We start from the raw sequence: 15,718 nt of genomic DNA on the forward strand, positions 1-15,718 counted from the left end.
ACGTATGTTCAATGGATAAAGTTTCTTGGTTTATAAAAAACCGCCTAAGCGGATGCTTAGGTGGATTAAAGAGATCCCTATTATTGTTCACGAATAAGTTTATTGAATTGTTCAAATGCCGCGTAGTACTCATGGGTTTCTTCACCATACACTGCAGCTTCATCCCCCGTACCATTATAACGCGATAGTACTTTTTTCGTCTTAATAGCATCATACTCATAAAATATTTGATCCAATGAAACTTGGTTTGCTGCTCTAATGAGAACCAGGGTGCATGTGCTGATATTATAATTCTGTTCCGTATTTAGTTTGTTCCAAACATGCCACTTGTCCTTCCAATCTGCGGCATCGTACAATTGCCCTGAAATAATCCCATTTTGTACAGCGTAGTTATTTGAATCAATTGCCGTACTCGCAAATATTTGTCCATGACCTGTGCTGCAGTCTTCTTGGGCGCCAATTGGGAAAGTTGGAGCTGGCGTAATTAATTTAAGGGCTAGAGGCAAGTTATCCCAAGCCTCGTAATCCAGTTTATAGCTGTAATAGGACACAACCAATGAGTCTACCACAGTGTCCTCTGCTCCTTCAAAGCACAATTCACGATAAAGAACTGCTTGGATCATTGCTTTACGCATGCTGTAAGTTTGACTGAGTTGGGTAATCAAGGTGTCGTACTCAAATACTTTAGCTACGGCGTTTTCTCGAGAGCGTACAGCCTTCGCTTTTTGAAGAGTACCCATGTGTGAGTCTGCCAGAGCAACCAACTGGGTCTCTAACGTTGTTCTGTATTGCGTTTTAAAAAGTTCGTCATCCAGGTTGGTAAGATCGATAGGCGAGCCAACAAAGGAGACGCCAGGATTTCTACCCGAATGGATATTGTTATCTATCTCAATAAGACCATCGCCGCTACCGATTGTAATCGTTGAAATCTGATCAAATGCCCAATCCTGTGGGAGTGGGTAACCCAAATTCCCACTAAAACCGGTTGACATATCACAGACGAAGCTGCTGATTGAATATCCTGCTGCAGCAACACGGCTACAAACGTTTCTCGGTCCATAAATACCTATCCGATATCTACCGCCTAGAGCGTTCATTTTATTAAACAATGCTCTAAAGTGCGGGATGATATTCGTTGTTACATCTCCGTCCAGAGCATCAAAATCGACGGCAAAGTAAATGATGGTTCCGGATGGGAATCCATAGCTGTTAGCTGCAATTAAGGCCCCTTTAGCATCTTTTGCCCCTTGTGTAGGGTTAAAGTAGTTTAAATTGTTACCAGACGATTGATAAATGGGATAAACCTTCATTCCTGCTCCAAAAATGGTATCCAGCTCGCCGGGTTTGATTTTTTTCCAGTCACCAATAATATAACGTCCTACGGTTGTGTAACCATTGCTGACTAACGTTTGAGCTCGTGCTGGGGTGATCGTGGTCACACAGTCAAGTGCGGTACCCTTCCTTGTTTTGTCGCCTGTACTAAAGAGCAAAGAGGCCCATGTTTGCTTACCAACACTACCATCAACCGTGAGCATACAAAAGGCTTGAAACCGTCGAACGGCTTCCCGGCAACCTGGACCAAACGATCCATCGAAGCCGTTCGGATCAAAGCCGTTAACATATAACGAATACTGAAGAATATAATTAAATTTCGTTAACGTGCTTCCCTGTGACAAGGTTGGGAGAAGAGCTGTTGTCGAAGGACCAAAGGTACCCGTTGGTTCAGGAATCCCCTCTTCAATTTGCAAGGCATAAATGAGTGCTTTATTTGTCGTCCTAGAATATCGGCCGTCACAAGCAATTAAACCGATGACGTGGGAATAATTTTTGTTTAGATTTTGTTGAATAATGCGTACCTTGGGATCGCCAACGTTGACATATGCATCCATATTCAATAGTGCTTTAAAGAACATTGGCGTTGTAATGCCATTTGCATTTGGCATACCTGCATCCGTCTGAAATGTGGTAATGGCAGCTTTCGTGTTGTTCCCGTACGTTCCCGTAATGCCGGTTGGATTATATCCCTTACAGTAAAGGGCACCTTGAAGAATTTTAATGATATTCTTTGTTTGAGCGTTAGTAGAATCCGATGCTGTCGAAAGTGTTGGGCAGAGGTCTGTTGTTGTCGGCCCGAAAGTACCGTTAGGCGATGGAATGCCGAGCTCGATTTGTAACCCTTTTGTAAGAGCTGTAATGGTTGGCCACCCTGTTTTGCCGTTTTCTTCAATTTGTGAGTAGTGCGGATTATTCGCATAGGTTGCATTTACCCATTCTTGAACTGTAAGTACCATTTGATCCATAATATCAACCTCTTTTCCTTTGATTTGCTTATAGGCTCCTTCATTCATATACTGAATTTGTAGCCACTGATAGTACATGTCGTAATAGTCCCTTCCATTGTGACAGTGAAATATAGAATTTCGCATATCACTTTAAAAATAGCTTCTTTGGTTCATTAATACGCCGGTCAATTTTAAAAACGCGCAACATTCACCTGCTTTTTAGCGTCCAATAATATACAAGGATTCCGAAAATAAGGAGGATAGATTTTGAAACTAACAAAGATTGTTGCTGGAGCGCTAGCACTTGTCTTAGTTGCCGGAGGTTCAGCTTATGCCGTCGCTGAATACACGAGGGTGAGTGAAAGAGCGAGTTCTGAGGGAAGCATGCAAAGGGATACGGCAGCTGCTTTGTCATCCGAAGTATCGTCTGTTCCAAAGACTACACTTACTGAGGCAGAGTATGTTGAGTACAACCCCCTAACAGGGAAGGACGAGACAAAGAAGGGATACGTCTTTAAGACCAACGATTCGGGTATTTCCAAGCGTATGGATACCGATGTTTTACAGTTTATTGAGAATCGCCATACAGAAACGGAAGTCCTTCTTACACACTCTTATAGAGTGATTGATGCCTATATTCTTGGTTCCGCTGAAACGCAAGGATTGGGTGACTTCGCGCTGGACCCATTTGAAGTTGAGAAGCTGCTAAATGACGATTGGGAACAGTTCAAAACGTTGTACGCTGACGAACTTGAACGCGCAAAAGCGTTCGTTAAAGAAAGCGGTCAGGTAAAAAACATTCTATGGGGCAGAAAAAAGGATGGTGGACTACTCAGCATCGTCTTTGAAGTTGATAAGGGTTACGCCGGGGCGATCGATAACCTTTCTTGGTCTAATACAGAACCTACCGACGTTACAGGGATTAACGAGGAAGAAGAGCATGCCATGATACGCGAATTTTCAGCAGATACACGCTTCAATAAAGCGCGGGACATTATGCAACGATATGTTACTTACATGTATGGATATAAGATGACCATTGAGGGCGTGGAGCATGATGCTAGGCCAATTCCCGAAGAGAATTTATCCGCGCCAATGAAGACGCAAATCAGTGCTCAAAAATAAACAACATGTAACGTCACCTCAATAACGTGAGAGTGTTTTACCTTTTTGTATCACACGAGAATAATTATTCAATCAATTAAAACAAGCTCGGATTGCAGAACAAGACGCCTTGGATAGCCCCAAGGCGTCTTTCTAATCTTACCAATCGCCGTAAACCGAAATCGTGTTTTTTGTAGACCCTTTGCTTAAACCGACTGGAACGAAACCATGGTAGTCCGTATTACTGGTAGCTCCATAAACGGATTGCCATGTTCCTGTAGCCGTTGTACGATAATAACGAATCAACAACCAATCCGGGTTAGACGAACCGGAATCCCCCGCTTCCGAGTCACGCATAGCAACTTGACCACCTGCAGGAATAGAGATTCCCGTCGACGAAGCGTTAGGTTTATAAATCGTTGTCGCATGGCGAACATTAAAAATGTCATGAGCCATGTTGTTACTGCTACTGTAGTCGTACAACGTCGCGGTCGAGCTCGGATGAAATCCGTATGAACTTTGCAAGCCGTTATAACCCGTCATAAACATGTAGCCTTTTACGACTTGACCTGCGGAATTTCGGAACTTAATTACCGCGTATCCTGGACTCGTATCAGCTTTGTCATAACACCAAACTTCATTGTCGTAAATTGTACCAATTTGTGTGTTGTGGTCTGTGTCTTCCACCTTAACATTAAACCCCGACCTGTTAACATTAATTGTACCCATTTTAATTCCCCCTACTAAGTTAGTTTAGGTCAGCGCCGACTCTATACATAACTATGTCGTCACAGAATTGATCTTCGTGACGGGCAAGGAGAAAATAATCAAAAGGTAATCCCGAAGCTAGCTCCATTCATGCACATATAAATAAACAACAACATGAGATATTCTGTATCATCTTTTCTAACCTAAACTCATTTCCCTTTTTCAATCTGCCAAATAAGTTGCACAAAGTAAAAAGGAACTTATTAAAGTTGATGCAAAACTAACATCTGAAATTATATTTCCAAGTATCTCCCTCTTAAAGCCTTTACCTGCTGGGAGTATGGGATTCTTACGAATCTTATAACTAGTCTCAATTATGATTGAAATTAGTCTCAATTGTTGTTAAAACCCACACCATTCGTAATTAGTTAAATTCCTGTAGAAACATAAAAATTACTGTCCCAACCCCCAACTCCCCATCCGCCCTACTCCCACAAGGCTTCACTTGCCAATTCTGGGAAAATAATTAGTGTCCCCCTCATGTGAGGTTTAATCGAGTAAAAACTGGTTCAATTGTGATCGAAAACGAAAAATAATTAGTGTCCTTGAAGGCAGGGAAAGAGCTGGGGAAAGGCTGGGGCTTGGGGGAATGAATCGGGTAAAAGATCAAGAAAAGCCTACTCATCCCACTCCTGCTATTCCCCGTCTCTTCAAAGCATCAGAGCTAGCAAAGGACAAGACCATAGGACAATCTTCAATGGATTGAAGTCAATGATTGAGAAACAGATTGTGGAAAAGATTGAGTAAATGCCTGTGGAAAAACCCTGAGGAAATCGCTTCAAAGCATTATGTTTATTGGGTTTCACCCGATAATGAATTTAGGAAAAAGCGGAAAGAGATTATGGGGATAGGCTAATAAGACGGAGGAAAAGCGGGAGCGAAAAGAGAAAAGATTCGGCGAAAGGATCGGATAAAGCTTTGATATGCTTGGGTTTTTGCTTGGGTAAGGACATGAGAGGGGCTTTAATTAGCAGAGAAAAAGACTGGAGTTTGGTTTGGGATTAGCTCCGACCAGTTACCAGTCTTTGGTGAGTTGAGGACAGTAATTTGAGTAAAGGACAGTTATTTAGGTTGGTGGACAGGAATTTTTTATTAGATAAATTCCCTCTGTCTCAAGCTCTCATAAAGCAGCACCGTCGCCGCCATCGCTACATTCAGCGACTCCGCTTGTCCAACCATTGGAATGATAACCGACTCGTCAACGAGCTCGCTTACCGCTGGCGACAATCCTTCGGATTCATTGCCCATTAGCAGCCATGTCGACTGCGTCCAGTCATAGCCGTAGCAAGTATGCTTCGCTTGCAGGCTCGTTCCGATCAGCTTAACGCCTTTTGCTTTTGCCTCGGGCAGAAGCAACTTCAAATCCGCTTCAATGATCGGCAAATGGAACAAGGAGCCCATTGTTGACCTTACAGTCTTCGGATTGTACAGATCCACGCAGCCTTTGCCTAATATAACAGCATCCGCTCCAACGGCATCGGCGCTGCGAATGATCGTGCCGGCATTGCCTGGATCGCGAACGCCGTCGAGCACGACGACGAGGCCATTTTTACGGAATAAAGCTGCTTTATCTGCTGAAGGCTTTGACAAAATAGCAAAAACAGGTGGAGGAGTGTCCGTCCCCGTGCATTTTGACATAACCGCCCTAGATGCTTGTATCCATTCCAAACCTAGCGTTGCGGACGAATCGTTTGTTTCCCTCTCCACCATAAGCTCCGCAGGAATGCCGCGTTCTGTATCGTAGACGATAGTTGTCACTTCAGCATTTCCCTTCAGTGCTTCCAGCACTAGATGAACGCCTTCGATTAGAAATTGGCCGCTACGATCACGGTATTTTTTGTCGAGCAGCGACGCCCACTGCTTAACCTTTTCATTTTGCAGGGATGAGATATTTGGATCAAAATGTTCATTCATAGTTAGATTTAACCTTCCGAATAAGCGATTTCTAAATTTGACAAATCTGAGTTTTTACCGACGATAACCAGGATATCATCCTTGCCGATTAAATCATCCGCATAAGGAGCAATGTTCATCGCAGAACCTGTTTTGATAGCCATGACGTTGCATTTATGTTTTGCTCTTATATCGAGCTGCATTAAGCTTTGACCAATCATCCGACTTGGCGCTTTAATCTCAATGATACTGTAGTCTTCCGAAATCTCAATGTAGTCGAGAATGTTAGGCGATACAAGATGATGCGCGACGCGCAGGCCCATATCCCGCTCAGGGAAAATAACCTTATCGGCCCCGATTTTGTGTACGACCTTGCCATGCAGCTCGTTTTGCGCTTTGACGATCAGCGTCTTGACGCCTAAATCCTTCAGGATGAGCGTCGTCAAAATGCTGGATTGAATGTCTTGTCCAATCGCTACAACAACGACGTCAAAATTTCGTATGCCAAGCGCCCGAAGCGCATCTTCATCTGTAGAATCCGCAGAGACTGCATGCGTAACCGTATTGACAACCTCTTGGATGCGCTGTTCGTTGGAGTCGATTGCCAGCACCTCAAAGCCCATCTCGGTCAATGCTTTTGCAACGCTGGAGCCAAAGCGTCCCATTCCAATTACCGCATATTGTTTCTTCGCCATCTTTACAAAATCCTCCTTGCAGGATGATTGCTGTAGTCGTCTCATCAGTATACCATAGCTTGCTCATTCGGATGAAAGAAGGATGCATTGGACATAGTAAATAAGTAAATCCGAATGCGCAGGAGGTTATTTAGCATGGAAGTTATTGATTTGCGTCAAGCGATCGTAAGGCGTGTCCAGGAAAATTCAACACAGGAGCTCTCTGAAGTCATTGAAGATTCAATTGGCGCCGATGAGCGTACATTGCCCGGGCTCGGAGTTCTGTTCGAGATGATTTGGCAGCAATCCTCGGAGCAGGAGCACAACAAAATGGTCGACTCCCTTTACAAGCATCTTCATCATGCCGAAAATGCCAATCCGTCTCAATAACGAACAGCTGATGTATAAACGACTTGGCCTCCGACGATTGTATTCGTTACCCAAGGAAGGCCTTCATAACGATCCACAATAATAAGATCAGCTGCTTTGCCGAGCTCAATGGACCCCAGCTCGCTGCCTGCGCCTAATGCCTGCGCTGGATGCAGCGATGCCATACGTACCGCTTCCGGCAAAGCAGCAATCCCTTCATCAGCTAGCTTAAATACGGCCGCCAGCATCGAGGAAGGATGATAATCGGAGCATAAAATATCGGCAGCACCTGCACTAATCGCATCGACTGCCTTCAAGTTTTTATCATGCGAAGCTCCTCTGACGACATTCGGCGCGCCTATACAAACCCTTAGACCACGTCCTGCAGCATGCTTAGCTGTTTCCAAATTAATCGGAAATTCACAGACGGAAACGCCATAGCCAGCCGACTCTTCAACCTTTTGAACGGAATCATCATCATGTGACGCAATGGCAATGCCGTGCTCCGCGGCTAACTTGCTAAGCTTCAGCAAATGCTCACCATTAACAAGCTGCCTTCGCTTAATCAAATCCTCAACAATAGCTTGAACCTCTTCCACACCTACACCTTGATTTTTCATGACATAACGTTCGAATGAGCCTGGCTCGCGGTACTGCCCCTGCCCTGGCGAATGGTCCATAAATGACAAGTAGTCAATCGCATTCTCCATCAAGTAACGCTCGACAATGGGCATGCCAACCAAATGCGATACTTCGAATCGAAGATGAATCCGGTTGCGAATAATGGATCTCTTGCTTCTATAGCTGTTGATATGCTCAACCATTCCAGTGAGCAGATGCTCGCCGCGCAAGCTTAGCCCGACGCCAAGCGATAAGGAGTGATACATCGTTGTAATACCGTGCACCGGCAGCTTCCGCTCGAACTCCAGCAATGCCATATCAAGTGGAAATAATGTATTTGGACGTGGCTGTATTTCCTTCTCGATCGCATCGCAATGAATGTCGATTAGGCCTGGCAGCACGTATTTCTGTTCCGCATCAATCAAGATATAATCAGCATGCTGTTGAATCCAACTATGAACAGCTGCATCGCCTTCCAGAATAGCATCAACTCGGCCATCAACTACCGCTACAGCAGCCTCCACGATTTGATCCGGAATTACGACCTTTCCATTCGTAACGATTATGGGCTTCAAGCCAGCACTCAAACGTTCAATCATCGATCAGGTCGTCCCCTTGCCCTATAGTCATAGGAGTAAGCTTACCATAATCCGTTCTTCTAATTCATCTTTCCAAGCTTGCCGCTGTCTACCGTATCGTGCACTATTCTCATTGTGCTTAACTTCTTCATTAGGCAAAAACCTCCGTTTTTAATTGGGCTGAAACGGTTGCCCCTGCACATCGCTTTGAACAGCAAAAAAGCTGCAGGAAAGAGCTCCCGCGGCTTCGCAGCAAGACAAAAATATCGTAAATAGTTCCCTATTGTCTATTCTTCTTGCGGGATAAAGTTATAGATTTCCCCGCTCTCAAAGGAATCGATTAGACGATCCAGCCATCTATAATACTTTAATGCCTCATCAATCTTCTGGGTATCATTTTCAAGCACCTCAAGAAAAGCTTGGTCGTCCTCATATTGCTGCTTCAAAGCATCGATTTCCTTCATAGAACGCTTTAACGCGCTCATGTTCTGCTCGGCAGCCTTCCTCCATTTAATAGAGAAGAAATCGGTGAAATTTTGATGCCAGTTCGGCTCCACCTCGTACAAATCTTTTCTTGAGCCCTTGCCCCATACTTTATTTATCATCTTCAAGTCATGCAGCGTACGCATGCCCGTACTCATCGATGTCTTGCTCATGCCCATCGTCTGACTCATTTCATCAAGCGTAACCGGCTCACGATTAAAGTACATATTCCCGTATAAATGACCAATCGATAACGTGATGCCGTACAAATCCATGTTTTCTCCAATTGATTCAATTACACGGCGACGCGTATTTTGCAGCTTTGTGAGCTGCTCTTCTGATAATGCTGCAAGTTCTTTCATGTCGTTCCTCCCGAGGAGTGTCTTCCCCCTATCATTCCTACATCAGTTATTGTAATCAAATGGTTGTCCATATGTAAAGAAACCTTTTGGGTTGAAAAAGGGAGTTATCAGGAGTATACCGTATGTAAAGTACGTAAAGTTATAACTGTACAAAGTATACGAAGACTCACGCCTTTTGACCTTTACAATGATAACCATCTAAACTTATGGAAGTCGAAATATTCCACAAGGGGGCACAATATGGCGATTATAGAAGCCAAGAGGCTAACCAAGATTTTCGGAGCCGATCCGAAAAAGGCGATCCCGCTGCTGGATAAAGGATGGTCTAAAGATAAGATTTTTGCCGAAACGAAGCTCACGGTTGGGGTCAACCAAGCTAGTTTCTCGATTGAAGCAGGGCAAATATTTGTCATTATGGGCTTGTCCGGCAGCGGCAAGTCGACACTCGTGCGTCTGCTAAACCGATTAATTGAGCCGACACACGGTCAAGTACTGTTTAATGGGACAGATGTGCTTCGCATGTCTCCTGAGCAGCTGCGGCAGTTTAGAAGAAAAAATGTAGGCATGGTCTTCCAAAAGTTCGCGCTCTTTCCGCATCGCACCGTCATTCAAAATATTGAATACGGACTTGAGGTGCAGGGCATCGACAAGAAGAAACGCAGAGAAATGGCTATGAATTCACTGGAGCTTGTTGGCTTGAAGGGCTGGGAGAACAGCTATCCTGACCAATTAAGCGGCGGTATGCAGCAGCGTGTCGGACTTGCAAGAGGACTTGCTAACGATCCCGATGTTCTGCTCATGGACGAAGCGTTCAGCGCGCTCGATCCGCTTATTCGGAAGGATATGCAGGACGAACTGCTCGAGCTTCAATCCAAAATGAAAAAAACAATCGTATTCATTACGCATGACCTGAACGAGGCGCTTCGAATCGGCGATCAAATCGCTTTGATGAAGGACGGCAGCATCGTTCAAATCGGGTCGCCAGAGGAAATATTGATGCAGCCCGCCAACAAATATGTGGAGCGCTTCGTCGAGGACGTCGATCTGTCCAAAGTATTTACGGCATCACATGTCATGGTAAAGCCCGAGACGATCACGATCGAGAAGGGCCCTCGTGTAGCTTTGCAATTTATGAGAGACCGCGGTGTTTCGAGTCTCTACGTCGTAGACAAAGGCATGCAGCTTCTAGGCGTTATTACGGCTGAGGACGCAGCAAACGCAATTAAAAACGGCTTGAGGCTTGAAGAAGCAATGGAGCGCAAAGCACCTTCCGCCCACCCGGACACGCTGCTTAATGAATTGTTTGAATTAATGAGCAATTCGAAATTCCCCGTATCCATTATTGACGACAAAGGACGCCTGAAGGGCATCGTCATCAAAGGTGCAGTTCTGGCCGCATTAGCCGGAAATTCCGTATTAGAGGCTGGTGATCACAATGAATCTGCCTAAAATACCGCTGGCAGACTGGATCGAATGGCTCGAGTCATGGCTGGAAGCCCACTTAGATCCATTCTTTCAGCTAATCCGTACCGTCGTTGGGGAAACCGTCAACGGACTGGATACAGCGCTCAACTGGTTTCCAGCGCTAGTCCTTATTATTATATTCACTCTTGTAGCTTGGTATATTGGCAAATGGAAGATGGCATTATTTACACTTGTTGGTCTGCTCATTATCGAAAATCTCGGCTTATGGAGCCAAACGATGCAGACGCTTGCGCTCGTTTTGACAGCCGCCTTCATATCGGTTTTGATCGGCGTTCCAGTAGGCATACTGTGCGCCCGCAACGCCACCATTCAAAAAATAGTTACACCGGTGCTCGATTTCATGCAGACGATGCCAGCCTTTGTTTACTTGCTGCCTGCCGTCACCTTCTTCTCACTTGGGGTCGTTCCTGGCGTCATCTCATCGATTATTTTCGCGATACCGCCAACGATTCGGTTAACGAATCTCGGCATTCGCCAGGTGCCGGAAGAATTAGTGGAAGCTGCCGATGCCTTTGGCTCAACGCCAACGCAGAAGCTGTTCAAGCTTCAGCTTCCCATCGCTATGCCGACCATTATGGCTGGTATCAATCAGACTATTATGCTTTCGCTCTCGATGGTTGTCATCGCCTCCATGATCGGAGCACAAGGCGTTGGTGCTTACGTCTATCGCGCCGTTACGCAGGGTAATACCGGTGTAGGCTTCGAGGCCGGTCTTGCCATCGTTATATTAGCGATCATTTTGGATCGCTTGACGCAGCAGGTCATTCGCAAAAGCAAAACGACCTAGATTTGAACAATAAAACACGCAGCAAAAGTGCGCGTTTACGAATTCGCAGCCCGCTTGCTGCGCAAACCTTAAGGAGTGATTTTTTGAAAGTCAAAAAAATGAGTATAATTGCAGCAGCTGTAATGGCATTTGCATTGGTAGCAGGGTGTTCCGCTTCAAGCGGAAACAGCAACAAAAAAGTGACGCTAGCCTATGTCGCTTGGGATTCTGAAATTGCAAGCACTTATGTCGTTAAAGAAGTACTTGAGCAAAAGCTTAGCTACGAAGTTGAGCTTATGCAGGTAGATGCAGGTCCAATGTGGGCCGGTATCTCCGATGGCAGCGCGGATGCGATGGTAGCAGCTTGGCTGCCAACGACGCATGCTTCTTACGTTTCGAAATATAACGGCAAGTATGAGGATCTTGGACCGAACCTGGAAGGAACCAAAATCGGTCTCGTCGTTCCGCAATATATGGATGTCAACAGCATCGAAGAGCTTACTGATGTAGTTGGCGAAACGGTAGACCATACCATTATCGGCATTGAACCGGGTGCTGGTCTCATGATGTCGACTGAGAAAGTAATGGATGAATATAAGCTGCGGGATAAATGGAAGCTGCTCGAAAGCTCCTCCGCGGCGATGACGCAGCAGCTTGAGAAAGCGTATGAGAACAAGGAGCCGATCGTGGTTACAGGCTGGACGCCGCATTGGAAGTTCGCCAAGATGGACCTGAAATATTTGGCGGATCCTAAAAATGTATACGGCGGAGACGAGCAAATTCATACGATTGCGCGTAAAGGCCTTAAGGATGATCAGCCGGAGGCATTTGCTTTCCTTGATCAATTCAACTGGACGCCAGACGATATGGCAGCTGTCATGATTAAAATTCAAGAGGGCGAAACGCCTGAAGCAGCAGCCAAAGCATGGGTTGAGCAAAATGCGGATAAAGTAGAGGCTTGGATAAAAGCATAATGATTTAATCGAAAAGCAGAGCGGAGCGGACCCCGCTCTGCTTTTTTTACTGAGCTAACTTACGTCTATTTTCTAGACTTATTTTCGCAGATTGGGTTCACTGGATAAAAATAGATCTACTTTATAGATTTAATCCCTACTTTTACGACCTTAAAAAGATAAGGCTGACTCGAATGGTCAATATAGACCCTCCAAGCCAGCCCCCTAAAATCGTTTAATCTAAACAATACGGCTGCAAGCCAAGCGGCAGCTGCGCCGGACGCTCACAGGTGCTCTTCATCACATAATGTACGCCTTGCTCCGAAGCGTCATGGAAGCCGTGCATCGCTTCAAGCACATGATAGGCTAGATCGCCGTTCGCGCGGTGCTTGCGGCCGGTTTGGATCGCTTTGGCCATATCGGCTGCGCCAACGCCGCGAGCATTTTCTGTAAAGCCATATGCAAGCGGAATATCCGACCATTCGTTCGAGCCTGCCCGCCAAATTTTGATTTGGCCGCCGAAACCGTTCGGGTCTGGAACAAGCAGCGTGCCTGCACTGCCGTATACTTCGATACGAGGCAGCGTGGAGCCGCCCTTCACGTCAAAGCTTGTCAGCAGCGTTCCGATCGGGCCGGATGCAAAATCCATCACGCCTGCGATATGGGTCGGCACTTCTACTTTTACCTGCTGCCCGTATTTCGGCTTGCTTGTTATCGTTCTCTCCGGATAGGAGATGCGTGCCGATCCGGTAACGCGAGTAATTGGCCCAAGCAGCGCAACTAGCGCGGTTAAGTAATAAGGACCCATATCAAACATCGGGCCGCCGCCCTTCTGGTAATAGAACTCTGGGGCTGGATGCCATGTTTCATGTCCTCCGCCGACCATGAACGCTGTTGCGCCGATTGGCGTGCCAATCCAGCCATCCTCCAACAGCTTAATGCTCGTCTGAATGCCGCCGCCAAGGAACGTATCCGGCGCGCTTCCGACATAAAGCCCTTTTCTTGCTGCAAGCTCCAATACCTGCTTCGCTTCCTCACGTGTTACGGCAAAGGGCTTCTCTACATAGACATGCTTGCCTGCCTCTAGTGCCTGCAAGCAAACTGATGCATGCGCCTGCGGAATGGTCAGATTAATGATCATTTGAATATCCGGATCAGCTAGAAGCTCCTCCACCGAACAGCCTCGAACGCCAAACTCCTCGCCCTTTGCTCTTGCCCGTTCAACGTCCAAATCCGCGCAGGCAACTACCTGAAGCGCATCAAAGCGATTGCCATTTTCAAAATAAATGCCGCTTATATTACCCGTTCCAATAATACCTGCTTTAATTTTGTCCATTTTCGCCCATCCCTCGTCCCATATCCTATTCATTTTATAATTGCGTATTAGAGCTGATTATCTGCCATTCCGCTATAAGCTGAAGCTTTAGTACCAGCCTCTATCGCACTAGCCTTTCCTTCTGCACACCATAGGAAGCCGCGACGCATAAGCTCCTTAACCGTTGGAATATCCATAATATTGGCTTGATGGCCAAGCGAGTTATAATAAACACGTCCTACTCCCCAGCGCTTCGTCCATACAACAGGCATATCCACCGCTTTATTAAGCGAATGAGGTCCCGGCGTCAGCGGAAAACGTGTAGTCGCGAGCACTTCAACCGCAGGATCCACATGTAAATAATATTGCTCGGAGCTTACAACAAAATCTTCAATGCCTTCTGTAAGCGAACTTGAAGAGTTATTTATATTTACCGTATATTCAACGCCGTCATTGCCCGGATGCGCAACCCATTGGCCCCCGGTCATAAATTGCCAGTCCACATTTTCACGGAACGCATCGCACATGCCGCCATGGCAGCCAGCGAGGCCTACGCCGCTTTGAACGGCTGCAGATACATTATCAACCAGCTTCTGCTCTATGCGTGCCATCGTCCACACCGGCACGATTAGATCAAGCCCAAGCAGCTTCTCCGCCTCCGCAAACGCCTCAAGCGTATCAGACACCTCTACTTCAAAGTCTTCCGCAGCGAGCACCTCGCGGAATATTTCAGCTACTTCCTTAGGCTGATGTCCATCCCAGCCGCCCCACACGATCAAAGCTTTTTTCATTCATGCTCCCTGCCTCTCCCTAGCTCATCTCGATTTATTCATAGCTTTATTTATGATAATTCGCTTATAGCAACCCAGCGGCGCTCTGCAATGGAGCGATCTACCGCCTCAAGCACCTCTTGGCATTTCACGCCGTCTACAAAGTTAGGCACCGGCTGGCGATCCTCGGCGAACGCTTGCATCAGCTCATGCACTTCGTGCGTGAACGTATGCTCGTAACCGATCGTATGCCCCGCTGGCCACCAAGCATCCATGTAGGCATGAGCTGGGTCAGTAGCCAGCACGCGGCGGAAGCCTTGAACATCCTCGGCATCATCGGCAAAATAAACCTGAAGCTCATTCATTCGCTCAAAATCAAACTTGATGCTTCCTTTGCTTCCGTTAATTTCAAACGCGTTCGTACAGCGATGGCCGGCTGCGAAGCGAGTAGCCTCGAAGCTGCCTAGCGCCCCATTCGCAAAACGTGTCATGAATAATGTCGCATCATCAACCGTCACCTGGCCTCGAGGTCCATCCCCGCTCCCTTTGGCGCTAAGTCCCGTCATCGCAGAAGCGATCGGCCGCTCCTTGATGAACGTCTCATTCATTCCAATCACCTCGTTGAACTCGCCAACAAGGAAGCGTGCCATATCAATTAAATGCGCACCTAAGTCGCCATGGGAGCCTGAGCCTGCAATTTCCTTCTGAAGGCGCCACACGAGCGGGAAGCTCGGGTCAATTATCCAGTCCTGAAGGAAAACAGCGCGGAAATGATATATTTCGCCGATACGGCCATCCGATACCAGCTTCTTCGCCAACTGAATGGCAGGTGCGAAGCGGTAGTTGAAGCCAACCATATGCTTCACGCCAGCCTTCTCCGCAGCTTCGAGCATTTCGCGTGAATCCTCAAGCGTCAGCGCAAGCGGCTTCTCGCAGAACAAATGCTTGCCAGCAGCTGCCGCTGCGAGCGCGATTGCCTTATGCGCGTCGCTTGGCGCATTAATATCGATCAAATCAATGTCATCGCGCTTAACGAGCTCCTTCCAATCGGTTTCCGAGCTTTCCCATCCGAACTGTGCCCGTGCTTGCTCCAGTCCTTCTGGATCACGACCGCAAATCGCCTTCATCTCCGGTTTAATCGAGTTCGGAAAAAACATCGGAAGCGCGCGATAAGCATTGCTGTGCGCCTTGCCCATAAATTTATAGCCGACCATGCCTACTCTTACTTTATCCATTGAAACCCGCCTCCCGTATGCGTAAACGGCTAACTCTGCCAGCTGGCGTCTAGTTAGCGT

Annotated in this window: 14 protein-coding genes; 5 read left to right on the forward strand and 9 right to left on the reverse strand. The window is 46.6% G+C overall.

Annotated elements, in window-relative coordinates:
- Positions 1 to 80 precede the first annotated feature (80 nt).
- The gene (locus AC1TPC_RS13515) at positions 81 to 2,378 is read right to left on the reverse strand and encodes a glycoside hydrolase domain-containing protein (RefSeq protein WP_482067357.1); all 2,298 of its coding nucleotides are present in this window, start codon (positions 2,376 to 2,378) and stop codon (positions 81 to 83) included.
- Between the two features lie 171 nt (positions 2,379 to 2,549).
- Here AC1TPC_RS13515 and AC1TPC_RS13520 point away from each other — a divergent pair, with 171 nt between their 5' ends.
- The gene (locus AC1TPC_RS13520) at positions 2,550 to 3,407 is read left to right on the forward strand and encodes a hypothetical protein (protein WP_482067358.1); all 858 of its coding nucleotides are present in this window, start codon (positions 2,550 to 2,552) and stop codon (positions 3,405 to 3,407) included.
- Between the two features lie 138 nt (positions 3,408 to 3,545).
- Here the strand turns inward: AC1TPC_RS13520 and AC1TPC_RS13525 are convergent, their stop codons facing one another.
- The 3 genes from AC1TPC_RS13525 to AC1TPC_RS13535 all read right to left on the reverse strand — a co-directional run bounded on the left by AC1TPC_RS13525 (position 3,546) and on the right by AC1TPC_RS13535 (position 6,787).
- On the reverse strand, positions 3,546 to 4,115 hold the full coding sequence (locus AC1TPC_RS13525; RefSeq protein WP_482067359.1) for a hypothetical protein: 570 nt from the start codon (positions 4,113 to 4,115) through the stop codon (positions 3,546 to 3,548).
- A gap of 1,131 nt (positions 4,116 to 5,246) precedes the next feature.
- Positions 5,247 to 6,068, reverse strand: a complete 822-nt coding sequence (locus tag AC1TPC_RS13530) for a TrmH family RNA methyltransferase (protein ID WP_482067360.1) — start codon at positions 6,066 to 6,068, stop codon at positions 5,247 to 5,249.
- Between the two features lie 8 nt (positions 6,069 to 6,076).
- Positions 6,077 to 6,787: a potassium channel family protein gene (locus AC1TPC_RS13535; protein ID WP_482067361.1), complete on the reverse strand. Its 711-nt coding sequence runs from the start codon at positions 6,785 to 6,787 to the stop codon at positions 6,077 to 6,079.
- Between the two features lie 90 nt (positions 6,788 to 6,877).
- On the opposite strand from AC1TPC_RS13535, the gene sspI reads away from it, so the two are divergent.
- Positions 6,878 to 7,111 carry a small acid-soluble spore protein SspI gene (sspI, locus tag AC1TPC_RS13540; RefSeq protein WP_482067362.1) on the forward strand — a complete coding sequence of 78 codons (234 nt, stop codon included), beginning with the start codon at positions 6,878 to 6,880 and terminating at the stop codon, positions 7,109 to 7,111.
- On the opposite strand, the gene AC1TPC_RS13545 is transcribed toward sspI, so the two are convergent.
- Together AC1TPC_RS13545 and AC1TPC_RS13550 are read right to left on the reverse strand one after the other, a co-directional pair.
- A complete protein-coding gene (locus AC1TPC_RS13545) occupies positions 7,105 to 8,310 on the reverse strand; it encodes an alpha-D-ribose 1-methylphosphonate 5-triphosphate diphosphatase (protein ID WP_482067363.1) in 1,206 nt (401 codons plus the stop codon). The genes sspI and AC1TPC_RS13545 overlap by 7 nt on opposite strands.
- A 266-nt stretch (positions 8,311 to 8,576) precedes the next feature.
- Positions 8,577 to 9,134, reverse strand: coding sequence for a GbsR/MarR family transcriptional regulator (locus AC1TPC_RS13550; RefSeq protein ID WP_482067364.1), 558 nt, complete (start codon positions 9,132 to 9,134; stop codon positions 8,577 to 8,579).
- A 240-nt stretch (positions 9,135 to 9,374) separates the two neighbouring features.
- On the opposite strand from AC1TPC_RS13550, the gene AC1TPC_RS13555 reads away from it, so the two are divergent.
- The 3 genes from AC1TPC_RS13555 to AC1TPC_RS13565 all read left to right on the forward strand — a co-directional run bounded on the left by AC1TPC_RS13555 (position 9,375) and on the right by AC1TPC_RS13565 (position 12,359).
- Positions 9,375 to 10,583 (forward strand): quaternary amine ABC transporter ATP-binding protein, encoded by a 1,209-nt coding sequence (locus AC1TPC_RS13555; RefSeq protein ID WP_482067365.1) that lies wholly within the window; start codon positions 9,375 to 9,377, stop codon positions 10,581 to 10,583.
- Complete coding sequence (locus tag AC1TPC_RS13560; protein WP_482067366.1) at positions 10,570 to 11,406, forward strand: ABC transporter permease; 837 nt, start codon at positions 10,570 to 10,572, stop codon at positions 11,404 to 11,406. The genes AC1TPC_RS13555 and AC1TPC_RS13560 overlap by 14 nt, the downstream gene beginning before the upstream one ends.
- 83 nt (positions 11,407 to 11,489) lie before the next feature.
- The gene (locus tag AC1TPC_RS13565; RefSeq protein WP_482067367.1) at positions 11,490 to 12,359 is read left to right on the forward strand and encodes a glycine betaine ABC transporter substrate-binding protein; all 870 of its coding nucleotides are present in this window, start codon (positions 11,490 to 11,492) and stop codon (positions 12,357 to 12,359) included.
- A 214-nt stretch (positions 12,360 to 12,573) separates the two neighbouring features.
- Here AC1TPC_RS13565 and AC1TPC_RS13570 read toward each other — a convergent pair whose 3' ends face one another.
- From AC1TPC_RS13570 to AC1TPC_RS13580, 3 genes are read right to left on the reverse strand one after another with little or no spacing between them, the layout of a single operon-like run.
- A complete protein-coding gene (locus tag AC1TPC_RS13570; RefSeq protein ID WP_482067368.1) occupies positions 12,574 to 13,674 on the reverse strand; it encodes a Gfo/Idh/MocA family protein in 1,101 nt (366 codons plus the stop codon).
- Between the two features lie 47 nt (positions 13,675 to 13,721).
- Positions 13,722 to 14,444, reverse strand: a complete 723-nt coding sequence (locus AC1TPC_RS13575; protein WP_482067369.1) for a ThuA domain-containing protein — start codon at positions 14,442 to 14,444, stop codon at positions 13,722 to 13,724.
- A gap of 50 nt (positions 14,445 to 14,494) precedes the next feature.
- Positions 14,495 to 15,658 carry a Gfo/Idh/MocA family protein gene (locus AC1TPC_RS13580; RefSeq protein WP_482067370.1) on the reverse strand — a complete coding sequence of 388 codons (1,164 nt, stop codon included), beginning with the start codon at positions 15,656 to 15,658 and terminating at the stop codon, positions 14,495 to 14,497.
- Positions 15,659 to 15,718: the final 60 nt, after the last annotated feature.

The sequence above is a fragment of the Paenibacillus sp. Y280 genome (assembly GCF_056786335.1).